The 24,468-nt window shown below is 44.4% G+C and carries 12 protein-coding genes and 1 pseudogene; 6 read left to right on the top strand and 7 right to left on the bottom strand.

The genetic code is table 11. From position 1 onward, the window contains the following. Positions 1-106 precede the first annotated feature (106 nt). From QUF61_RS18145 to QUF61_RS00320, 3 genes and pseudogenes are all read right to left on the bottom strand, one after another. A complete protein-coding gene (locus QUF61_RS18145) occupies positions 107-2,515 on the bottom strand; it encodes a helix-hairpin-helix domain-containing protein (protein WP_320416055.1) in 2,409 nt (802 codons plus the stop codon). Between the two features lie 27 nt (positions 2,516-2,542). Continuing rightward, positions 2,543-4,819, bottom strand: a pseudogene (gene dnaE, locus QUF61_RS00315) (DNA polymerase III subunit alpha); the annotation flags it as partial. Positions 4,820-4,985: 166 nt separating this feature from the next. Then, on the bottom strand, positions 4,986-5,999 hold the full coding sequence (locus tag QUF61_RS00320) for a quinone-dependent dihydroorotate dehydrogenase (RefSeq protein WP_289679889.1): 1,014 nt from the start codon (positions 5,997-5,999) through the stop codon (positions 4,986-4,988). 515 nt (positions 6,000-6,514) lie between these two features. Between QUF61_RS00320 and QUF61_RS00325 the strand changes: the two genes are divergently transcribed. From QUF61_RS00325 to QUF61_RS00335, 3 genes are all read left to right on the top strand, one after another. Further along, positions 6,515-7,474, top strand: coding sequence for a GGDEF domain-containing protein (locus QUF61_RS00325; protein WP_289679890.1), 960 nt, complete (start codon positions 6,515-6,517; stop codon positions 7,472-7,474). Between the two features lie 259 nt (positions 7,475-7,733). Continuing rightward, positions 7,734-8,696 carry a lipoyl synthase gene (lipA, locus tag QUF61_RS00330; RefSeq protein ID WP_103919687.1) on the top strand — a complete coding sequence of 321 codons (963 nt, stop codon included), beginning with the start codon at positions 7,734-7,736 and terminating at the stop codon, positions 8,694-8,696. A gap of 147 nt (positions 8,697-8,843) precedes the next feature. Further along, complete coding sequence (locus QUF61_RS00335; RefSeq protein ID WP_103919688.1) at positions 8,844-10,688, top strand: SLC13 family permease; 1,845 nt, start codon at positions 8,844-8,846, stop codon at positions 10,686-10,688. 156 nt (positions 10,689-10,844) lie between these two features. Here the strand turns inward: QUF61_RS00335 and QUF61_RS00340 are convergent, their stop codons facing one another. Both QUF61_RS00340 and QUF61_RS00345 read right to left on the bottom strand, forming a co-directional pair. Beyond that, positions 10,845-11,771, bottom strand: coding sequence for a sulfurtransferase (locus QUF61_RS00340; protein ID WP_289679894.1), 927 nt, complete (start codon positions 11,769-11,771; stop codon positions 10,845-10,847). An 89-nt stretch (positions 11,772-11,860) separates the two neighbouring features. Then, entirely contained in the window at positions 11,861-14,440 is a 2,580-nt protein-coding gene (locus tag QUF61_RS00345) for a FecR domain-containing protein (RefSeq protein ID WP_289679896.1), read from the bottom strand. Between the two features lie 506 nt (positions 14,441-14,946). Between QUF61_RS00345 and QUF61_RS00350 the strand changes: the two genes are divergently transcribed. Then, the gene (locus tag QUF61_RS00350) at positions 14,947-18,078 is read left to right on the top strand and encodes a ligand-binding sensor domain-containing protein (RefSeq protein ID WP_289679897.1); all 3,132 of its coding nucleotides are present in this window, start codon (positions 14,947-14,949) and stop codon (positions 18,076-18,078) included. Between the two features lie 86 nt (positions 18,079-18,164). On the opposite strand, the gene QUF61_RS00355 is transcribed toward QUF61_RS00350, so the two are convergent. Together QUF61_RS00355 and QUF61_RS00360 are read right to left on the bottom strand one after the other, a co-directional pair. Next, positions 18,165-19,472 carry a DUF58 domain-containing protein gene (locus QUF61_RS00355; RefSeq protein WP_289679898.1) on the bottom strand — a complete coding sequence of 436 codons (1,308 nt, stop codon included), beginning with the start codon at positions 19,470-19,472 and terminating at the stop codon, positions 18,165-18,167. A 36-nt stretch (positions 19,473-19,508) separates the two neighbouring features. Then, positions 19,509-20,186: a pentapeptide repeat-containing protein gene (locus QUF61_RS00360; RefSeq protein WP_289679899.1), complete on the bottom strand. Its 678-nt coding sequence runs from the start codon at positions 20,184-20,186 to the stop codon at positions 19,509-19,511. 202 nt (positions 20,187-20,388) lie between these two features. Here QUF61_RS00360 and QUF61_RS00365 point away from each other — a divergent pair, with 202 nt between their 5' ends. Together QUF61_RS00365 and QUF61_RS00370 are read left to right on the top strand one after the other, a co-directional pair. Then, on the top strand, positions 20,389-22,287 hold the full coding sequence (locus QUF61_RS00365; protein WP_289679900.1) for a response regulator: 1,899 nt from the start codon (positions 20,389-20,391) through the stop codon (positions 22,285-22,287). Continuing rightward, positions 22,284-24,437, top strand: coding sequence for a GGDEF domain-containing response regulator (locus tag QUF61_RS00370; protein WP_289679901.1), 2,154 nt, complete (start codon positions 22,284-22,286; stop codon positions 24,435-24,437). Before QUF61_RS00365 ends, QUF61_RS00370 begins: the two co-directional genes overlap by 4 nt. Positions 24,438-24,468 lie beyond the last annotated feature (31 nt).

Raw genomic sequence — 24,468 nt, forward strand, 5'->3', positions numbered from 1 at the left:
CGCCAAAGGTGCTGAAAAAAACTTACATCTCACGCCAGGTTATTTATCAGCAGGGAATCAGGCTGGAATTACCTACGCTTTGGGTTTGCTTTGGGTTTACTAACGCTTAATATAATATTTCGACTTGTTCCTTACCCAGAAGATGAAATAACTGGTTTAGCAATTCCTGCTCAGGTTTAATATACCAGTCAGCACTGAATTTAAGTCGGGCCTGAATACCGTCTTCCCGGTAATATTGTAATGAGACGGGCATTTGACCGGGACGAAAGTGCTTGAGCGTTTCTTGTAATTGCGGCAATTGTCCGGCTTGGTTTTCATAGAGCTTTAATTGCAATCCGGTGGCGTTTTGTTCACGAATACCGGCAATGTCCCATAGGTTTTTAACCGTCATGCTCAGGCCGCCATTGTATTCATCTTCTGCAACTTCACCTTCAACAATTAAAATACTGTCTTTAATCAGTAAGGGCTGAGCACTGTCACAGAGCTCGGAATATAACTTGGCTTCCAGACGCGCACTGCCATCATCCAGGGTTAAGAAAGCCATTTTACCGCGACTGGTACTACGTTCGCGTTTTTCAATCAGCAATCCTGCGGTTTTCAGGGTGTTGCCACGCCCGGTAATAGACATCTTGCTAAGGCGGCGGCTGAAGTGTGCAAGTTCAGGTAAATATTGGTTAATGGGGTGGCCTGTGAGGTATAAACCCAGGGTGTCTTTTTCACCACGTAAGCGGATATCATCAGACCAGGGGGCGATGCCTTTTGCATAAGGCAGATGCTCGGCAATTTTTTCTGGCACGCTTGTCTGGGTTGCGCCAAACATACCAAATAAATCCTCCTGCCCGCTGTCAATAGTGGTTTTATGTTGTTCCGCCATTCTCAACGCCGTATCCAGCGAGGCCAGCAATACAGCGCGATCCTGTTGTTGATCCAATTTATCCAGCGCCCCGGCACGAATTAAACTTTCCAGCACCCGGCGATTACATTTTTTTAAATCCACACGCCTGCAAAAATCAAATATATCCGTGTAATTACCCTGCGTCAGACGCTCCTGCACAATACCTTCCAGCGCAGCTTCTCCCGCACCTTTAATTGCGCCCAAACCATAAAAGACCACATCTGGCGCGGCATTAGAGACGCTGAACTTAAACTCGCTGCTGTTGACATGTGGTGGGTGTACTTCCAGCTTCATGGCTTTGCATTCTTCAATCAGCCCCACCACTTTGTCGGTATTATCCATATCTGAAGACAGCACTGCCGCCATGAATGCCGCAGGATGGTGCACTTTAAGCCAGGCAGTTTGGTAGGAGATTAAGGCATACGCCGCAGAGTGAGAATTAGAACAACACAGCCCCGAAGCCAGCAGAAAATTATGTTCAGGATGATCTACTTCAAGATCGTAACTTTGACGCCATCCCAGGAAAGTTGCTCGTACAGGCTGCCGTAACACCGTATCCCGTCCCAACTGCCATCGTTGATCAGGTCGAGCAGTTGGTTCAGTTCGGGATAAATAAGTGCGCCAGAGTTGCCTTTGAAACATGTCATCGAAAGACGGATTAAGCGCCAGGATCGATGCAGGATCTCTCGATCCAAGAGACGATCTCGCGCTTGTACTATTTGTAGTCGTTCTTCTGAATTGATGGGCAGAAAATGCCAGGGACCATCCACTTCGATGACTATTTTCTTCTGCCGATGTACAAAGTCGATTTGTTTGCGTTCTTGCTGACACTTCATTTGTGTATTGCGAAGAAAACCCAGTGGAATTAAGTGGGGTTCTAACCATATTTCCATTTTGGACAACTTCGGAGAACCATGCGCTTTGGCTTGAATTGCTTGAAATTCTTCTGGATGTGTGTCGCGCCATATTTTCAAGCGTTGCGCCCGTTCTTCCTGTATCTCGGGACGTGCTGATGTTTGCTTCGCCGTCTGCGAATATTTCTCGCGCATTTCTGGTGTGTGTTCTAAATCCCTGCATGTCTGTGCACGAATTTCCTGGCGAATCTTTTGACATGCCTCGCACTGCTGAAAATGCGCGCTGGCTTTCTTGCGCGTTTTCATGACAAGGCCGCAATACATTGTCCGCGCTTTGCCTGCCGAAGGTCCCGAATGAATCATACTCATACAAACCGGACATTGTTTCTGATGTGCATGAATATCGCGCTTTCTGCGTTGCACCGCGCCACATTTCGCCACCCAGTGATATTTCTTTTTTGCATCCTCGCAGGCTTGACAGGTTTTCTGATGCGCTTTCATCGCCCGCTGTGTAGGCAGCACAGCCCCACACCTTGCTTCCCATTTGTAAGATTTTCCACAGCGGCTGTTGTCCGTATTCGGTGAGCCATTTGTGGTCGAGGGTGCATTTTTCGATTGTTCCGTCATCAAATTCAATCTCCCAAAGTGGTGTCAGTCCGTGGTCATGTAAGGCGACAACCGTGCTATATACAGACTTGCCTGTTGAGCTACGACTCAGCACCTTGTCACCTGTTTTACAATCTTCTATTGACTTAATGCCATTCATTGTATAGACTTTTGTTTGAGGGTCAACCGATTTGTTGAAACCGTACCCAGCAAATTTTTCCATTAAGTCGAAAATATAAGTTGCCTGGTCTGCATCGACATTTCTTTCCAGCGCGCCTTTCATAAAAATATCGCGTTGTTTTGCCATTTCTTCAGGCTTTTTCTTGCCCATGGCTCGGCGCAACATATCCGCGCCGCCCAGCGTGTAACTCGCCAGAATCTGCGCAATCTGCATCACTTGTTCCTGATACAGAATAACGCCGTAGGTGGGTTGTAATATGGGTTCTAAATCAGCATGGGGATATTCAATTTTTGCCCGCCCATGTTTACGATTGATGAAATCATCCACCATGCCCGATTGCAACGGGCCGGGGCGATAGAGTGCGACTAATGCGATAATATCTTCAAAATTATCGGGTTTCAGGCGTTTAATCATCTCCTGCATGCCACGCGATTCCAACTGGAATACAGCAAGGGTTTGACCAGATTTGAGCAACTCAAAAGTAGGCCTATCATCCAGCGGAATACTCAGAATATTGAGCTTTTCAGCGCCTGGATCAGTGTCTTGCTGTGCATTTTTCTGATTCTCAAGTTTTCTGAGATTATCCAGCGCCCAGTCAATAATGGTCAGGGTACGCAAACCCAGAAAGTCAAATTTGACCAGGCCCACGGATTCCACATCATTTTTATCAAACTGCGTGACGATGCTGGGTTCATGCTCTTCACAATACAGTGGCGAAAAATCAGTCAGTGCAGTCGGTGCGATGACCACGCCACCGGCATGTTTACCGGCATTACGGGTCAGTCCCTCCAGTTTCAGCGCCATGTCGATCAGGTCATGGACTTCTTCTTCATCATCATAACGACTTTGCAGTTGCTCTTCCTGTTCCAGAGCTTTGGTCAGGGTCATGCCGATTTCAAAAGGAATCAGCTTGGCAATCTGGTCAACGAAACCATAAGGGTGATTTAATACCCGCCCAACATCGCGCACCACTGCTTTTGCCGCCATCGAACCATAAGTGATAATTTGTGAGACTTTTTCACGTCCATAATGCTCGGCGACATAATTAATCACCTCATCGCGCCCTTCCATGCAGAAATCCACGTCAAAATCGGGCATGGAAACACGTTCAGGATTAAGGAAGCGTTCAAATAGTAAATCATATTCCAGCGGATCAATATCGGTAATGCCCAGGGCATAGGCCACCAGCGAGCCTGCACCAGAACCACGCCCAGGGCCAACGGGAATATCATGTTGTTTAGCCCACTGAATAAAGTCAGCAACAATCAGAAAGTAACCGGGGAAATCCATGCCGATGATGACATCCAGCTCAATTTTCAGGCGTTCTTCATATTCCTGGCGATGCGCCTCAGCGTCTTCGCCAAACAGGAAAACCAGACGTTGTTCCAATCCTTGCCGGGATTGCTCGCGTAAATAATCAGCAGTGCTTTGCTTGCCGGTTGGGAATTGGGGCAGGTAGTTTTTGCCCAAAGTCAGTTCAAGATTACAGCGTTGGGCAATCAGCAGGGTGTTGTCAATGGCTTCAGGTAAATCAGCAAATAATTCAACCATCTCCTGTGGACTGCGCAAGTATTGCTGTTCACTGTGACGCTGCACGCGGCGTTTATCATCCAGGGTAAAACCGTCATGAATACAGACCCGGACTTCATGGGCTTCAAAATCTGTTTTGTGCAGAAAATGTACATCGTTGACTGCAACCACAGGTACTTGATTTTCTAATGCCAGGTTAACCGCCTCATGCAGGTATTCTTCCTCTCCTGTGCGCCCGGTACGGGAAACTTGCAAATAAAACCGATCCGGGAACAGGTTTTGCCAGCTTTGTAATTGTTGACAGGCTCGATCCTTGTTGCCTGCAAGCAGGGCCAGACCCGGCTCGCCTAAGTGTCCACCGGATAGTGCGATAAGCCCGGCATTATCTGCTTGAATCCAGGATTTTTGCAGTGCGGGTATACCCAGTTTCTGGCCTTCAATATAACTTCTGGAGATGAGCCTTGACAGGCTGAGATAACCCTCATGATTTTGGCACAGCAAGACTAAACGACTGAGTTGATCCTGCTCGTCACGCAACCAGACATCGGCACCAGCGATTGGTTTGATACCCGCGCCTTGTGCTGCGCGATAGAATTTAACCAAGCCAAATAAGTTATTCTGGTCGGTAATGGCGCAGGCAGGCATAGCCATCTCCTGCACGGCTTTAACCAAGGGTTTAATGCGCAAAAGACCATCAACAACAGAGTATTCGCTATGAGTCAGCAAGTGTATAAAAGGTGTATTTTCAGACATGAGTATTTTCAAGTAATAAGGAGCGCACAAATCAAAACAGCATTACGCAACAGCGCCTTTTTCCAAGCGCATTGAAAGGGTGCTAAGGAACGAGGATGAAATATCAGTATTTTTAGTTACAGAAATTTTTTATTTTTAGAAAATTATTTTCTGAAAACCTATAGCTTTACAAGGATTTGATAATATCCTGTACCAACTTCGGCCCCTGATAAATCAAGCCGGTATAAATCTGCACCAGACTGGCACCAGCTTTGAGTTTATCTTGTGCCTGTTGCGCGTTCATAATGCCACCGACGGCAATAATCGGCAGCTTGCCATTGCTGGCTTGCGCTGCCGTTGCAAGCACATGGTTTGCTGCATTCAGCAGTGGTGTGCCGCTGAGTCCACCAGTCTCTTTGGCAGTGGCATATTTGTTCAGGCCAGGACGGCTGTTAGTGGTATTGGTGGCAATCAAGCCGTCGATTTCATGACTTAGCAGGGTTTGGGTGATGTCGATGACTTCTTCTTCAGCTAAATCCGGCGCAATTTTTAAGAATAAAGGTACATAGCGGCCTTGCTCCGCATTTAAGCTATATTGTGCATTTTTTAATTTTTCCAGCATTTCATTAAGTGCCTCGCCATGTTGTAGTTCTCGCAATCCCGGCGTGTTTGGCGATGAGATATTAATCGTGACATAATCGGCCCATTGATATGCGGCATATAAACCTTTTAGATAATCATCCACTGCATTTTCCAGTGGGGTATCAAAATTTTTACCCAGATTAATACCTAAAGGCACTTTAGTTTGACGCTGTTGCACCTGTTCCAGCAGATAATCCAGGCCTTTGTTATTAAAGCCCATGCGATTGATGATGGCTTGCACCTGGGGAATCCGAAATAAACGCGGGCGGGGATTGCCCGGTTGTGGTCTGGGGGTGATGGTACCAACTTCGATAAAACCAAAACCCAAAGCCGCCAGCACATCAATATACTCGGCATTTTTATCCAGGCCCGCCGCTAAACCCACTGGGTTTGGGAATTGTAAACCCGCGACTGAGACAGGTTTATCATAAACCGGGGCAGGTAACAGCAAATGCAGCAGCCCCAGCTTTTCCAATAAAGACAGGCTGTTTAAGCTGGCAGCATGGGCGGTTTCTGGCGGCAATAAAAATAATAAATGACGCAATAAGGCATAAGGCATAGGAGAGGCTCTTTATAAAAAATGGGTAAGTTAAGATTTAGACAGCTTCTGTTTATAATATTTTCTGTTGTAAACAGATATAGCTTTTACGTGGTATTGTGCGTAATACTTATTTATTTAACAATATCGGGCATTTTACGCGAGCAATGGCTTAAAGTAAAAATTGACGGACATGTTGCAGCCGTGCTGGAAGCCATTAAAAATCTGGAACATGTATAACCTGAGTTCAATATAAATTTAATCAACGCTAAGGAGTGAGGATGAAATAAATGCAGAAACTGGGCGCAGGATTTTTATTCATTTTCAAGGCGTGAAAACAGGCGCATAGCAAGCTATGTAACTGTTTTCACAACGCAGAAAATGGAGGGAAAGACCAGCCAAGTTGCTGAAGTTATAAAATTCTCACTCCTAAGATGCTGGAAACTGCTTCCATCTCATGCAATGATTAAATGATGGGTAAGGAATAGGGGGTAACATGATTGACTGGAAAAACAATTTAACTCTGCGGTGTCAATATGCCCATTAAATTTTTAGCCAAAAACAAAGCGCTGCTGTCTAAAATTCACCTGTTTCGTTCCGTGGATTTAGAAAGTATTGAAGTCTATCTGGAGGCCTGTATCGAAAAAAATATTGCTGCCAATGAGGTTCTATTGTCTCCTCAACAACAAAACCAACATATTTATATTTTATTGAGCGGCGTGTTACAGGTTCATCTGGACTCTTTGGATAATCCACCGCTAAATAAGATCGAAGAGGGGGAATGTGTCGGTGAAGTGTCGATTATCGACAGTCAGGAGCCTTCTGCATATGTTGTAGCCAAAACAGATGTAAAACTGTTGGTTTTATCACAAGCCACGATTTGGGCAATGGTAAATGTCTCACATATGGTGGCAAAAAACCTGTTATATATTTTGACAAAACGCTTACGTCATGGTCACAGTGTGATTGCTGATGGTGTTGAGTTGCAAAAACAATTACAGCATCATGCCGTTGTTGATGGTTTGACGGGGATTCATAACCGGCGTTGGTTCGATGAGACTATCAGCCGGAAAATTCAACATAGTCGCTTATCTGAGAAAGCGTTATGCCTGGTGTTAATTGATATTGATTATTTTAAATCTTTTAATGATAGCTTTGGTCATCTTGCCGGGGATCGTGTTATTTGTGCTGTTGCTGATGTATTACTGAACAATATGCGGGGGGATGATATGTTGGCGCGTTTTGGGGGGGATGAATTTATTGTTGCGCTGACAGATACTGAATTAGTGCAAGCTTTGCGTATCATTCAACGCATAAAAAACCTTATCGGTCACTTATCGGTGTATGATGACAATCGTTTATTACCCGTAATCAACATCACGGCAGGCATTAGCAGACTAGAGGCAAAGGATACTGCGGCATCTTTCTTTAAGCGTACAGATCAAGCGCTTTATGAGGCAAAAAATAAAGGCCGTGATTGCATTGTTGCAGTTTGAAGCCATATAACAATCGCTTAGGAGTGAGGATGAAATAAATGCAGAAACTGGGCGCAGGATTTTTATTCATTTTCAAGGCGTGAAAACAGGCGCATAGCAAGCTATGTAACTGTTTTCACAACGCAGAAAATGGAGGAAAAGACCAGCCAGGTTGCTGAAGTTATAAAATTCTCACTCCTTACTACACAGGCAGCAGAAAAAAATAGGCACAGAATAGTTTACAGTTCACGGATAATACTATGCTGGGTATAATAACAGCATGAATAAAGAAAAATCACTGACTTCCCCGCAGCCGGGACAGCATCAACGGGGTGCGGAAAAAACTGCACGCATTCCCGTTAAAATTCAACATGACGAAACGCCCTTATTGCGTAAACCTGCCTGGATACGCAGCAAAATTATCAATCCAGTCAAAATAGGCAAACTCAAAAACACTTTGCGCGAGAATCAATTATTTACCGTATGCGAAGAAGCCGCCTGCCCGAATCTGGGCGAGTGCTTTTCCAGCGGAACCGCCACATTTATGATTCTGGGTGATATTTGCACCCGCCGCTGTCCATTTTGCGATGTTGCGCATGGTCGACCACAGCCAGTGGATGGCAGCGAAGCGCAAAAATTGGCGGCAACGGTTAAGGCCATGTCGTTAAATTATGTGGTCATAACTTCTGTTGATCGCGATGATTTGCGCGATGGCGGTGCCCAGCATTTTGTCGATTGTATTTCAGCATTGCGCGAAGTGCTGCCGCAGTTGAAAATTGAAATTCTCACTCCCGATTTTCGTGGACGCATGAAAGTGGCGCTGGAGATTTTTAAACAAGCACCACCGAATGTATTTAATCATAATCTGGAAACTGTGCCGCGTTTGTATAAAGCCGTGCGTCCTGGTGCAGACTATTTGTGGTCGTTACAATTACTTCAGGCATTTAAGGCCTTGCACCCGCAAGTGCCGACTAAGTCCGGTTTAATGCTGGGCGTGGGGGAAACCCTGGAAGAAGTTGAAGCCGTGATGCGGGATTTGCGCGAACATGATTGTGAGATGCTGACCCTGGGGCAATATTTACAACCCACGCGTGGTCATTTACCCGTTAAACGTTATGTCACGCCTGCCGAGTTTGAGCAGTTAAAAACGATTGGCTTGGAAATGGGTTTTGCCCAGGTTGCCAGTGGGCCATTGGTACGCTCTTCATATCATGCGGATAAACAGGCAGCAGATTTGACATAAAAATTAACATTGAGATCTAACGCTGAAAAAGCATATCTACATTATTTTATACCGTCATCTGAGTTTGGCACATATCTGGTATACTGCTCTCGGACAGCCTCCTAAGGTTTGCTTTCATAAAATTCTCATAAGGAAAAGTGTTCTTTCATGGACAGTATCGTATTAAATATGGAAATGATCGTGGTCATGTCGATTCTGGCATTTACCATGTATCTGTTTATCTCTGAAGTTGTGCGCGTTGATGTCGCGGCAATTCTGGTGATGGTGTTACTGGGTGTAATCAGCTATGTCTGGCCCTGGATTGGTGATCCGGGGACGCAGATTCTGGATATTAAACACTTGTTTGACGGTTTTTCCAGTAATGCCGTGATTTCGATTATTGCGGTTATGATTATTGGCGCAGGTTTGGATAAAAGCGGCATTATGGGCCAGGTTGCCAATAAAATTATGTCCGTGGGTGGCACCACGGAAAAGCGCATTATCCCCCTGATTTCCAGTACTGTTGGTATTATTTCCAGTTTTATGCAAAATGTCGGTGCAGCGGCTTTGTTTCTGCCGGTAGTCAACCGGATTTCCAACACGACCGGTTTGCCGATGTCACGTCTGCTGATGCCAATGGGTTTTTGTGCGATTCTTGGCGGCACCGTTACCATGATTGGCTCCAGCCCGTTGATTTTGCTTAATGACTTGTTGCCTGCGGATATGGAAGGTTTTAACCTGTTTGATGTCACGCCGGTTGGATTGGCACTGATTGCCACTGGCGTATTGTATTTTGTATTGCTGGGGCGTTATGTTCTGCCTGCCAGCAGTGAACAGGAAGACACCCTGGCAAAAACCATGTTGCATTTTAAGTCCACTTACGGACTGGAAGGACAGCGTATTGAGGTTGTGGTACCCAAAAACAGTCCGCTGGTGGGAAAAACAGTCAGTGACCTGGAAGCCCTGTCTAATTATGAAATTTTGATTCTTGCCAGCTTAAGCGGCAGTCATATGCGGGTGTCCCCGGCTAAAGATGTGAAAATACAGGCAGGTGATGCATTGGCTTTATTGGGAGAGCCTGCCACCATAGAAAGCTTTGGTCAAAATCAGCAATTGCACATGCGCTCTGAGTTGGAAGTCTTCGCCGAATCACTGGGGCAAAATAAAGCAGGGATCAGTGAATTGGTGATTCCTCCCGGTTCACGCCTGAGCAATAAAAGTCTGATGGATCTGCAAATGCGTAAAACCTATGGCTTGAATGTGATGGCAGTATTTCGTGGCGAGCAAACCATTCGCCAGGGTTTTCGGGAGCTGGTATTACATGCGGGTGACACGCTGGTGGTACACAGCCTCTGGGATGACTTAAGCGCACTGGAAAAAAACCGTGATTTTGCAATTATCACCGCCGATTATCCTCATGAAGAGCTGCGTCCACACAAATTGAATTATGCTTTAGGCTTTTTCTTTGTCGCCATTGCGCTGGTATTGTTTACCGATATGCGTTTGTCGGTGGCCTTGCTGACGGGCGCGGTAGGCATGATACTCAGCGGCGTTTTGACCATTGATGAAGCCTATGAAGCGGTGAGTTGGAAAACTGTATTTTTGCTGGCGAGCCTGATTCCGCTAGGCATGGCTGTTGAAATCACAGGCACCGCCGCCTGGATTGCGCAGGAAACCTTAAATATTTTAGGTGATGTACCGGCCTGGATGCTACAGGCAGCCATTGCGGTACTGGCAACCTTTTTTACTCTGGTGATGTCCAATGTGGGCGCAACCGTATTACTGGTACCACTGGCGGTGAATATCGCGCTGGGCGCTGGGGCAGACCCCAGAATATTTGCGCTGACAGTCGCCATTGCTACTTCTAACTCCTTTTTGATTCCCACCCACCAGGTTAATGCCTTGATTATGGGACCGGGCGGTTATCGGGTGAAAGACTTTATGCTGGCAGGCGGGGGCATGACCATTTTATTTTTGATTGTATCCATGATAATGATGAACCTTATTTTTTGAACCTGACGTGTTCAAAAAATAATACAGCACAGGTACGCTTTATCGAGATATGAATTCCTGTGAGTATTGAGAGAAAGGGGAAAAAGCGATGCTATACAGCATCGCTTTTTTTTGATAACTTGCTACGAATTCCCGCAGAGCGTGGGAATAAGGCGCTTAAGGCATTTTAACCGGATTGTTTTTACCCGCTTGCGTCCACTCATGCATAGAAGCATCATAAGAGGCCGCTTTATCATTACCTAACAATTGATTGAGTACAAACCAGTGACCGGTACTGTAATGTCCACTGTTACAATAGATGATACTGGGTTTGCTGACATCAATACCTGCATCAGTAAACAAAGCTTTAAGTGCTTCGGGACTTTTATGGGTAATGACGCCGGTTTTTGTATCAGTTTGATACAAGTTCAGATGCGAAATATTGTGAGCCGTCGGAATATGGCCTTTGGCATAGACATAATCCTTTTGTTTTTCTCCCGTGAAATAAGGTGGGGTGCGGCCATCAATAATACTGTCTGAGCCTGTATCAACAGCTGACTTCACTTCTTGCTCAGTTGCCAAAATGTCTTCATTGGTTTTGCCGCTGACGCTGAAATTACCTTTGACAACAGTAGGTGCCTCGGTGCTGAGTTCACGTTTTTCCACGGCCCACTTGTGTGTACCGCCCTCTAATAGCGCGACATTATTATAATCAAAGTATTGAAATGTCCAGAACAAACGGGTGGCAAAGGTCAAATCTTTTGAAGCTTTGCCTTTAAAGCTGATGACCACAGTGCTGTCTTTATTAATCCCAGCCGCTTGCATTTGTGCTTCAAATTCCGCTTTGCTCGGTACAATCTTAATTAAATCGTAACCATTTTGATGACGCTTGACCCGCACTTTTTTCCAGTTAATCAACACCGACCCTGGGATATGTGCCGTATCATAACTTTTCAAATCCTTGCGTACATCCAACACACTCACCTGTTTGAGATTATCAGCAAGCCATGCCGTATCAACCAATGAACCAGGCACATCCAATGCCCAGGTGTTCAAACTGCTGGCGCTTAACACCGTTACACATAACAATTTGCGTACTAACATAACATCCTCCTGTTTTTTATTTAATTTTTATTGAGTATTGAATTGTACCTGAGAACAAAAACTCAAACTAATAAAAAATGGGATATTCACTAAATGAGTGGCAGTACATTATTATCTGTAATCAGTAGCGTTTGTATATCCAGCGTACCTGAAGAGATTGCTTCCAGACTGGTGTCTGTTACGGGCAGGAGTGCTTCACTATTGTCTGTCTCAATATTTGTTGGCTGAGGCTCGGGTGCCTGAAATTCCGGGTCTTCCTTGATGTCATCAGCTAATATGCTCGCTTCAGGTGTATCTAATAAGTCAGCAGGGTCTAAAATCTCACCATCTTGCACAAGGCTTGCAGGATCTTGAATTTCAGCTTGTTCAGCTTCTGCCGCTGTGGCAGTATCAGCGTTTAGCTCTACTCCATCCTCAGTTCCTGCAAGATTTGGGCTTGTATTTTCTGGTGTTGTTGTTTCCTCTATTTCGGTTTCTAAATCGGGTGCCTGTTCAGTTTCTACATTATCCTCTACATCTACATCGCTATTATCTTGCAATGTTGCATTGTCATTGAATTGCTCTGATTCTGGTAAATCTGGTGTGTCTTCAGTTGCTTCTTCAGTTGCTTCTTCAGTTGCTTCTTCCGTCGCTTCTTCCGTCGCTTCTTCCGTTGCTTCTTCCGTTGCTTCTTCCGTTGCTTCTTCCGTTGCTTCTTCCGTTGCTTCTTCCGTTGCTTCTTCCGTTGCTTCTTCCGTTGCTTCTTCCGTTGCTTCTTCCGTTGCTTCTTCCGTCGCTTCTTCCGTTACTTCATTAGTCACTTCATCAACTATTTCATCACTTGTTTCATTTTCATCGGCTGCAAGGTCAATTGCCGGATTATTTTCTACATCAGCTTCCAGTGCTTCATCTTCTGCCTGAACCTGGATGACAACATGCGCCTGTGACAGATTTTCGTGTTGATTTTCCAGTGTATAATCAAAGCCAGCTTCTCCCAGCCAGTTTTCATCCGGAGTAAATTGCACCAAAGATGCGCCTGTGTTTTCTGGTTCCAATAATGCAACCTCACCGTGTTGCGCATATCCAACCTGTGTAACCAGTGCCTGATCACCCGGTGTGATAGCATCATTTTCCAGCAAATCAGTCACCGGGATGGTGAGTATCTGTCCTGCTGTCACCATAAAAAAATCATTTCTGGCTTGTAATACCGGTTCAGAATGTAAAGCAGTATCATCCACAATACTCTCCAAAGCCGGTGGTGATACAACTTCTGGCGGCTCAGCTTCAGCAATACCTTGTTCTGAAACCGGTGTTTGCAGTGTTGGTATCGCTTCTCCTGAATTCAAATCTTCCGTAATGTGCTCTTCATATGTTGGGCTACCCGTAATTGAAGCCAGTGGCGGCGTTGTTGTATCTATTGCTGTTGATTCCGGGGAATCGGTTTCTGGAGATGTTAATGCAGGGCGAGCAGCCAGTTGTGGTGGTGCTGGTTTTGCGGGTGTTTCCTGCTGCGCCTGTGGTGTTTGCTTATCAGCTATTACCAGATTTGGGGTGCTGACCATACTACCGCCGCTGAAAACACTGGAATTGTTTGATACAGGGGGTGTAGCAGGGGTTTCCAATGTGGCTTGCGTGGATGTTGCAGATGCTGGAACAAGCGGTGTATTTACACCACTGATATCACTGTTTTGCACAACATCAATGGATTGAGTCACTATATCAACTTGCATCCCATCGGATTCAGCATAAACAACTTCTGTTGCTGGCTCAGGTGTTGGAGCAACAGATGTGTCAATCACTGTTTGCGTGGCAAGCAAGCTATTTTCCTGAGGAGGATAATTGTTAGTATCAACGACATAGGGTTGGCTGGCTTCAGGCGCATGGCTTATAAACGCTTCATTGTCACTGATATAAGCTGAAGATTGTGCCAGCATAGTGCTATCCGGCGCTGCATTTAAAGGCTGTAGAGGCAATAACTGCTCACGAAACCCCGGTAAATCCATTAATGCGGTGCTGCTGATGCTGAGCGGTTCATTGGATATGGGAATATGAATCGCATCGCCCATTTGCAAAGCAGACAAGGAATCACGATATTGTGTGGGTTGAATATCCAGTCTACCCGTCAGATAAACCACATTGGTCGAGCCATCGTTATCAATCCAGCCATCAACTTCAGCCCCCTGACTGCTTAATGTGGCTGCCGGAGTATGAATGGTGCTGCTATAACTGGAATCGGCCTGAATCAAACGAAATAAACCACTTTCCACGCTGGCAACAAAAGTTTCCTGGTGCTCACTTTGTAAGGCATACAGTTCCAAAGTAATACGGGAATCGGGGCCAAGCTGAAACATGGTGCCGTCTTTTAACACCAGACTCAGATAGCAGCCTTTACTCGTAATAATGGTATCGTTTAGATAAACCGGGGAGCCTTGATGCAATTCGCGTAATAATTCACCATTTTGCGCCGTTGCTGTTGCACCCTTGATAAAGCCAACCGTACCAATTTGCTGCAAACTGATTTCATCCGCAACTGTGGGGGCGATTTGCCAATCCTGATTGCCAGACTGGGCTTTCACTGTGCTGTTTTCAGCAAGCAAAATAGACGTTGATGCGACAAACATTGGAGCAATCCCATCTTCTTGTTGCACGGTGGTATCAACCTTCATATTAGAAAAAGTGAGCGCGCGCATAATATAACCTGAATATCGGTTTTATTGTTTTAAATAATTTTATAGTACAACACTAGCAAATCAACTGCCTGTTCAGACTAATGGCATAAATCAAGAGATAATACCGGGGTTTTTTATTTATTCACTGAAATTACACACACCGGTTGTTATGATTTTAAAGCTGACACCGCACCTGGACTGGCTAAAAACCAGTATGGAGAAAAAAATATTTTTTTTGCACCTCAAAGCACAAAAAAGAAGCTTTTGCGTAACGCCACTTATTATTCATCAATCCTGCAAGGCCTTCTCTGTATTTAGCGTGTATATTTATAGTACTAAGGAACGAGAATTTTATAACTTCAGCAACTTGGCTGGTCTTTTTCTCCATTTTCTATGTTGTGAAAACAGTTACATAGCTTACTATGTGCCTGTTTTCACGCCTTGAAAATAAATAAAAATCCTGCGCCCAGTTTCTGCACTTATTTCATTCTCGCTCCTTAACTAGCATTATGCAAAGGAGATGTATTATGAATATTTATGGGAACGCCTACACAAATAGCCTTGTCGGTGTGTTGTTCTTATTCATCAGCAGTCTGTTTTCCTCTGGTTTTGCAGCAATTTCTGGTGGTGATTCACAGTGGAATGTACCCTCTAATTTACGCTGGGGACGTGTCAACAGCTTACTGGAAAATGAAACCGGTTTATGGGTAGGCACATCTAGTGGATTGGAGCAGCATGATATACAAAGTGGCAAGCTGGTGCGAGTGTGGACCGATCTGGACGACCTGCCTGGTAATGGTCGTGGGGTTGACTTTTTATTATCCGGCATGGGGGGTTCAATCTGGATAGGCATACGTAATTACGGCGTAGCGCAACGCAGTGCAGAAGGTGAATGGCGCACTTTTACCGACTTACCCAATGCTGATATCAATACCCTGCTCAGCGATCAACAAGGTGGTGTCTGGGTCGGTACTGAGCGTGGTTTGTTGCATATTGATAATACCAGCACAGTACACAGCTATGATTTCGATAACAGCCAGTTGCCTGGTTTATGGATTAGCGCCTTATATATGGATGTGCAGGGTAATTTATGGGTAGGCACTTTGAGTGGCCTAGCCAGACGCAATATTGATGATTCCTGGTTGGTCTTCACTACAGAAAATTCCCTGTTACCCGATAATAATATTTCTGCACTGGCACCTGATGGTCAGGGTGGTATGTGGATTGGTGCTATCTGGGGCGGTCTGACCCATTTTGCCGCAGACGGTTTGCTCGATCTGATTAATACCTCCAATTCGCCTCTACCTTCTAATTGGATTAAACAATTATTACTCGATGGCAATGGTGATTTATGGGTCTCTTCCAAAAACTACGTGGCTTATCATCCCGCAGCAGGTGGCTGGCTGATTTTTGATCCTGAAGCCGCCGGTTTAATGCGCAACCTGCCACCAGTTTTCTATCAGGGGCAAAGTGGCCTTTGGGTGGGTTCTGACCCCACCTTATTGCGTCTGCAAGGTGTTGATTTACAGGTATACAACCCCGAACCTGAAGCAAGTCTCAGCAGCGGAACCACCAGTGCCGCAGAAGAAAACGCCATCCGCAGGCGTCTGTTTGCACCTGATGCACAAGGTGGACGCTGGTTTGTTGATGGCAGCGAACTGGTATACCAGAATCATCAGGGTCAGAATATTGTGCGCCTGGATGATGAAAACTCAGAATTACCTGGTTACATCCGAAAATTAATTTCTGATCGTCAAAATGGCTTATGGGTAGTCAGTTACAGCAGCGATCAGGGGGGGCTGGTATTCAGTCATCGCAGCTTAAATCCAGCAGATAATCAATGGGAACATTTTACCCTGGATAGTTTTTCTGGTGGTTTGTTGTCCAGTGTCAATGATGTAGTGGCCTCACCTGAAGGTGGCTTGTGGCTCACGGCCAGTACCGGTGAGGTTTTTGCCATGCTGGCTTACCTCACCCCGGATAGACATTGGGAAGTGTCTTCTTTAGGCGAAGATAACGGTTGGCCGTTTAATTATGTACGGGAAATTCTGGTGGATGATCTGGGTAATATTTGGCTGGCTGGTTATCGTTATTTATTACAACGTCCCGCCAGCACGCTACCCGTGCGCCGCATAGACAGCCGCTGGCAACAGATTAATATGGCAGATTTAGGGCTGGGTAATACGGTTAACAGTATGCTGGCTGATGGTGAAGGTGGACTCTGGTTAGCCACCAGCGATGGGCTGGCGCACCGTGATACGCAAAATACCTGGCGCAGTTTTGATGATGTGAATGCCGGTCTGCCCAGTAACTATATTGATGGCTTGCAAACAGGCGATGCTGGCGACTTATGGGTAAATACGCCTAATGGTTTAGCCTACATCGATAGCATTGCTCACCACCAAACCGGTGGTAGCTGGAAAACCATTGATACAGAAAATTCTAACTTGCCTACGAATAATGTCTTCAGTATGTACAACGATGGTGACGGTGGTTTGTGGCTGGACACGGATCTGGGTTTTGGTCACTTAAGTTTTAATTTTGATCTGGATGATGAGATCAGTGGCAAACGCGCAGCCATTATTATTCACGCACGTCCACAAAGCAACAGCGATAAACAACATATTATCCGGGATCGGATTAGTGGTGCGGTATATGACGGTTTAAGCGAGCGTTATTATAAAAATGACGACATTTATTTTCTGTCCTACAAACCGGATATGGATGTTAATGGTGACTTGCAAACTGATAAACTGGCAGTTGATGCCCCCGTGACCTATTTTGAAAGTGGCACGATACCACCGCGTGACTTGACCCTGGCTGATATTAGCGCAGTTTTTAACTGGGCCATACAGCAAGGTAGTTTAGGGCAGGCACTGATTATCAGTATTATTGCCGATGCGGATGAGACTGGCGCACTATTATTAAACCCGGATACCGGGCAAAGCTTAAGTGTGAGTGACCTGGCTGCACTGTTGGATGATTATCAGCAAAATACTGATAATACCGTGATTCTGTTGCTTGAATCTTCTCATGGCGGCGCTTTACTGGAAACCCTTGCCGGTGACAAGCGTATATTGCTCACCAGTACCAGCGCGGAACAAACCGTACAATATCAGGATGTACTGGGTAGTGACAGTTTTCTTTGGAAATATTTCCGTCGTCTGCGCAGTGGCATGAATCTGGAAGCGGCATTTCACCGGGTGGAAACCGAATTGCTGGACTCAGGTAGTGAACAAAGCCCACAACTGGAAGACAGCGGTGATGGCATTGCCAATGGTGACCGGGATGGCAGAATGGCGCAACAATATTGCTTAAATGGCTGTTTTGCACCACGCGCTAACCAGCAAACTTATCAAAATGGCGATATGCTGCGTTTAACAGTGCCCAATTTACCACGCAACAAACTCAGTTATGTTGGGCTGGCATTACCTGATGGGCAAGGTAGCCTACTGTTTGTGGATAAAAACCAGCCTGTGTCCATAGAAGAGGGTTTCCAGGCATGGCGTGGCAGCGATATGATGCTGGAAATGGAGGTCATACCTGAACTGCAACGTGGCGAGTACATTATTTTCCTGATTCGCACACCTAAGGGTATCAACCCGATGGAACAAGTTGAATTATGGGAAACCAGTCAGGAAAGCATAACGATAGAGTAATGCTCATTAACCTGAGTTAATATGAGATGTAAGCGGCTTTCAGAAGCAAAGCGGATGAATAAAGCTGGCATCAAATTCTGATTACCCTATAAACGCTGGCTGCGTTTGATTTCCAGATAATGGTTAATCAACGCCGCTGGCAGTTGCTCAGGTAAGACATCAATTGATAAGGCTCCTTGCGCATTTAATGCTTGATGTGCTTGTCTGCGGCGTAACAGATACTCTTCCAGGGCGGCGTATCTTAATGCGCTCTGAAATGAGCTAATTGGCTTCTCCTGCGTAGCTTCCAAAATCTGTTCCCTTAAACTGGCAATCAGAACCACATGTTTCTTACGCAATAAGCCTAATGCTGTTAATAAAGTGGGATTGTCTTCATCGCGTAAATTGGTCAGTATAATCACCAGAGCACGTTTTTTTTGGCGTTGTAGCAAAGATTGCGCAGCTTGCAGGTAATCACCACTGTTGGTACTGGGTTGCAAATCATAAAGCTGATTTAACAAATGATTAATCGTGTCTTGTCCAGGGCGTGGTGGCAACCAGCGCGTGGCACCGCTAAAGGTCAGTAAACCGGGCGCATCACCTTGGCGCAATGCGGCATAGGCGACCAATAATAAGGCATTTAAACAATGATCAAAATGCGACAAGTGATCATCTTTAGCGCGCATACGCTGGCTGCAATCCAATAAAAAAACAACTTGTTGCTCGCGCTCGTCGGTATATTCACGGGAAATCAGTTTACGTTGCCGGACGCTGGTTTTCCAGTCAATTTGGCGCATACTGTCGCCTTCCCGGTATTCCCGCATCTGATGGAATTCCATGCCTTCACCACGGCGTTGCTGTTTGCGGATGCCCAATTGCCCGAGACGATTTTCCATCGCCAGTTTCATATACTTACGAATCGCCGCAAAATTGGGATAAATGCGTACAGTTTGTGGCAGATGCTGGTAACGCCGTTGTGACCATAAGCGCCAGGGAGAATATAAACGCAGATGTATACCAGGAAATAACATGTTGCCACGTAGCTGTGGTTGAAATAAATACTGAATCTGAAGTTTTTTAGTGGCGGGCAAAAAAACCTGATAAGGCTGATCTTGAACCACAGCAGGTGTGGGGTAATCGTCAAAAATTTCCAGTTTCAGGGGGGGAATTGTGGATATGCTGAGTTTAACCGGACTCCAGATACCTAAGGGGAGTGAATGCGCAAGCTTACGTTCTAGCGTGGGCGTGGGTAAGCGATACAGAGAAATCCAATCTAACAGTGCTAAAAATATAATAAACAGGCCAAACACCTGCCACAATATCTGCATTACGGGAGAAAATAAGCTGCCAACTGCCAGTAACAAACAAAATCCTGATAAATGCAGCAGCAAGCGAGCGGGCTGGACAGTTAGCATAAGCGCCTATGGAAATGAGGATTTTATCCCCGTTCCTTATCTACGCCTGCGCTTGCGTGTTGAACGGCGTTTTTTAGTTCTGCGCTTTTTTGAGCTACGTTTAGTACGCTTACGCTTAGTGCGTTTGGAGCGCTTAGTGCGCTTACTTTTTCTGCTTTTTTTACTCTTCCGGCTTTTTCTGCTCTTCCGACTCTTTCTACTCTTCCGGCTCTTTCTGCTTTTTTTCTTTTTCGTGCTGGTTTTGCCTTTATAACCTTTAGCGCCATTGAAGTTAGCGGCTGCTTTTTTTGTACTTTTATTCATTTTTACGCCACGCAGGTTAGCGCGACGAAAATCTGCACCATTCAGATTTGCGCTATTTAAGTTGGCACCACGTAAATTACAGCTACGCAAACGGGCACGACGTAAATTCGCACCACGCAAATTTGCGCCACGTAAATTACTACTGCTAAGATCAGCCCCACTGAGGTTGGCACCACTTAAATTTGCTGCACGTAAGTTGACGCCACGTAATTTTGCGCCAGAAAGATTAGCGCCATTTAAACGTGCCCTGGATAAATTAATACCGCGCAAATTAGCCCCGGTTAAATTACACTTAGGGCATTTTTTGGTTTTTTTCAGTTTTGCTACATCTTTTGCATTTGCCGCCCAGGAAACCGGAGCTTGCATAAGCAGCAAAAAAGAGATAATAAATAAGCAAGCGAATTTTTTCATGTTGTAAATCTTCGATTTATTTGTGACGAGGTTAGGCGAAGCCATAAAAAAACTCAAGCTTAAATTTAATCTGGAAATGATGACAAGTTTTGAAACTTTGTCGCTTAGATGACAAAATAACAGATGTCATGATTATAAAAGTCAATAATTTCATTAAGTTATATTTTTAGTAGCCAAAGTTAGTCGCTAAAGTTGAAAAATTATGAAACATTTTACCGAATTTTACCGCCATTTATCGATTCGTAGACGCTTTCTACTGATTATTTTTCTATTTTTATTTATTAGCATTACCTTATATGTCTTCAGCCTGCAATTAGCCGGGCACTGGAGTCTGAGTTTATCCTGGTTTATTGTGTTATTAACCGTATTGCTATTACCGCTAAGCCTGTTACTCAGTCAATGGCTGGTAGCGCCATTACGTGATTTAATTTATCAGTTTTCCTTATACTTAACTGAGCATGACAATAGTTTGGAAAACAAAGTGCTATTATCAAACTTTGAAATCAACAGTGTTCAGGATGAGATAAAACCCTTATCTCAATTATTTTACCATCTAGTCACCCACAGCAAACAACAACAACAAGACATCCAACAATTGCAAAAAAATCAACATTGGCTTGAGCAACACTTGAAACGACTAGAAGTGCTGAGCCAGGTATTGGATGAATCTCCAACATCATTGATTGATTATATCAGTGAAATTCAGCAAATCAGCCAGGTACGTTATAGTTTATTTGCCGAGCGGGATACGGATAATCGTTTTCACACCCGCGTTGTGTTTGATAGTGGGTATTTACAAGATAATTTTACCTGCCATTTATCCTGGGCAGAATTTGAAATCCCTTTATGGTCGAATAAAAATCAGGGATGCCAGTTTGTACCGGGGCATCACTTTCCTGATAGCGTAAAGCAACTGGTTGACTGGCCAATTAACAGCGGCTGTTTAATTACATTACACCCGATACAAAATGAAATGGATGGCATAATGCTGTTACTGCATGATAAAACGTTGCCACTCTCATCAACCCAGGTTTTATTTGTTAATTTATACCTTGGGCGTTTATTACAATACCAAATATATCAAAAACAGCAGAAAAAATTAAAAAATATCCCGCAAAAGTTATCTGAAGAAGAAAAAATGGCAATATTTGCATCTGATGCCGAATCTTTCACAGTTGTCGCTCCTATATCAAGTATCGAAGCACCCAAGGATATACCAAGTACACATAAAAATACGATTGCACTGCGTGTTTTAGTGGCAGAAGACAGTATTATTAACCAAGCGGTCATTCAAAAAATGTTAAAACATTTGGGGCATAATGTTGATGTGGCGGAAAATGGCCTAGTTGTCTTAGATAAACTACAAAAACAAGACTATGATTTAATTTTGATGGATTGTCAAATGCCGGAATTAGATGGTTATGCAACCACCCGTAAAATCCGACATCTGGAAAAACAGCAGCAATCCCTGCGTATGCCGATTATTGCGTTGACAGCCCATGCTTTAGATGAGCATCGTACTAAAAGCCATATGGCAGGTATGGATCAACATTTAAGTAAACCTATTAATTTATGGCAATTATTTCAACTCTTAGAAAAATGGGGAAAATATATCGTTGATATGAGAGCAAGGCATACACAGCAGTTAACCGATAGCGTTAGTGAGCAAGATGAAGATATTTTTCAAAGGACAACGCAGACACATAGTGTTATACCACCAGAAATAACGACGACAAAGAATCATAGCATTCAAAATCCACCAAGTTTAAATAAAACAACCTTAAATAATCTCAGTATATTAATGGGTAAAACCCAACTACAAAAAATTATTCAGCAGTTTTTGGATTACGCACAAGTACAATATGCGACATTACAAGAAGCCTATCAAATGCAAAATATGGATTTATTACAGCATAAAGCGCATCAGTTTAAGGGGGAGGCATATCAGATCGGCGCGGAAGTTTTAGGTGATTTATGTAAATCACTGGAAAAATCATCGCATTCAGGTAACATGGCAGATATTAAAAAATATTTAGATTGTATCAAAATTGAGTTACAACATGTGATGACTATATTGACGACCGAGTTTTTATCCGCATGAACAAACCCAGCTCAACACCTCATTCTGAACCACCGGTTCTCCAAACAACAATGCTGCCGCATCATTCTCAGGAAAGCAGCTTAAGCAGTACGATGCACGCACCTAGCCGTATATTGGTGGCAGAAGACTCCCCTGTATTGCTGGCAATTATGCTTAATACCCTGGCTACGGCTTATGGTTATCAAGTGGAAACTGCTGAGAATGGTCAGCAGGCACTTGAATTGTTTATGCTCAATCCAGCCGATATGATTTTGATGGATGCAGATATGCCTGTTTTAGATGGTATTTCTGCTTGTGCCCAGATTCGTCAATTAGCAGAAGGACGTACTGTGCCGATCATGATCGTAACTGGTTATGGCGAGCGTGATTGGGTTGATCGCGCGTATCAGGCTGGTGCAACAGATTACGTGATGAAACCCATTAACTGGGATGTGTTGCGTAATCGTATTGAATATATGCTCAAAGTGAAGCAGGCAGAAGAAGCTTTGCTGGCAGAGAAAGAAAAAGCCCAGGTAACACTGGCCTCAATTGGTGATGGGGTGATTACCACGGATGCCTGGCAACGGGTGGAATATCTCAATCCCGTTGCCAGTCAGTTAACGGGTTGGAGTAATAAGGAAGCAATAGGCAAAAATTTATCCGTAGTTTTTAATATCATTGATGAAGACAGTAAAGAGACGGTCTATATTCCATTACCTGATGAATTATATTTACCCAAAGTGCAAGACAAACACCCACAAATTATTTTGTGTAATGAGCCTCAAACCAAACATTTTTCAGTTGAAAACACGGCAGCACCGATACAGGATCATAAGAATCGGATTATTGGTATGGTACTGGTTTTTCATGATGTCACTGCCAGCCGACAAATGGCAAGGGATATTGAATATCAGGCCAGCCATGATCCATTGACAGGGTTGATTAACCGCCGTGAATTTGAGCGTCGTCTGAACCTGATGACCCAGAGCGTGCTGGAAAAGGAAACCGAACACACCTTGCTCTATATGGACTTGGATCGCTTTAAGGTGGTCAATGATACTTGCACACATGCCGCAGGTGATGAATTATTACGCCAGGTCAGTAAAGTTATTAAAAAACAGATTCGCTACCACGATACTGCGGCGCGCTTAGGTGGGGATGAATTCGGTTTTTTGTTGGAACACTGTACTTTGGATAATGCCCTGCCGATTGCTGAAAAGTTATGTCAGGCCATACAGGAAATCCGTTTTCCCTGGGATAGACATGTTTTTACCATTGGTGCCAGCATTGGCGCGGTATCGGTTAATTTTCAACATGCCAACATGAACCGCCTGCTGAACATGGCCGATGAAGCCTGCGTAACCGCAAAAGATCAAGGGCGTAATCAGGTTTATGTTTATCAGGAAAAAACTAAAACGCAACCGGGCAGTGGGCAGTGGTTTCTACGTTTACAGGAAAGTCTGGAGCAGGATAATTTCTGTTTATTTCAGCAGGCTATTTTACCTTTGAATAAAAAAGACCAGGGTTTGCATTATGAAGTTTTATTGCGTATGCAAGATGAAGCCGGACAGTTAATTTTACCGGGATCTTTTTTTTCCGCAGCTGATCGCTATAACCTGATGCCCAAACTGGATCGTTGGGTTATTCGTTATTTATGCCGGTGGTTACATCATCACCCTGAACATTTGCAAAAGCTCAACCTGGTATCCATTAATATTTCTGACCGCTCTCTGTCCGACGAAGATTTTGCTGAGTTTGTACTGGAACAATTAAGCCGTTGGAATATTCCTGCGCAACGACTTTGTTTTGAGTTTACAGAACTCGCCGCTTCCACGCATTTACTGAATACTCAACATTTGCTGACTGAATTACACCAGGCAGGATGTTATTTTGCACTGGATAATTTTGGTATTGGTATTTCCTCATTTAATACACTTAAAAACCTGCCCGTTGATTTTATTAAAATCCAGGGCAGTTTAATTCAACAAGTCATGGATAATCCATTAAACCGCAGTATTGTGCAATCAATTACGCATATTGCGCAAATTTTAGAAATGTACACGGTTGCTGAGTTTGTGGAAAATGATCCTGAAATGCTGAAAACTTTGCAGGAAATTGGTATAGATTATGTTCAAGGTTTTGCTTTAGCGGAACCCGAACCTTTAAAATAACCCGGATTATTTTATTGGGCAGACTCTTTAA

This window comes from Candidatus Venteria ishoeyi (assembly GCF_030378065.1).
GTDB lineage: Bacteria > Pseudomonadota > Gammaproteobacteria > Beggiatoales > Beggiatoaceae > Venteria > Venteria ishoeyi.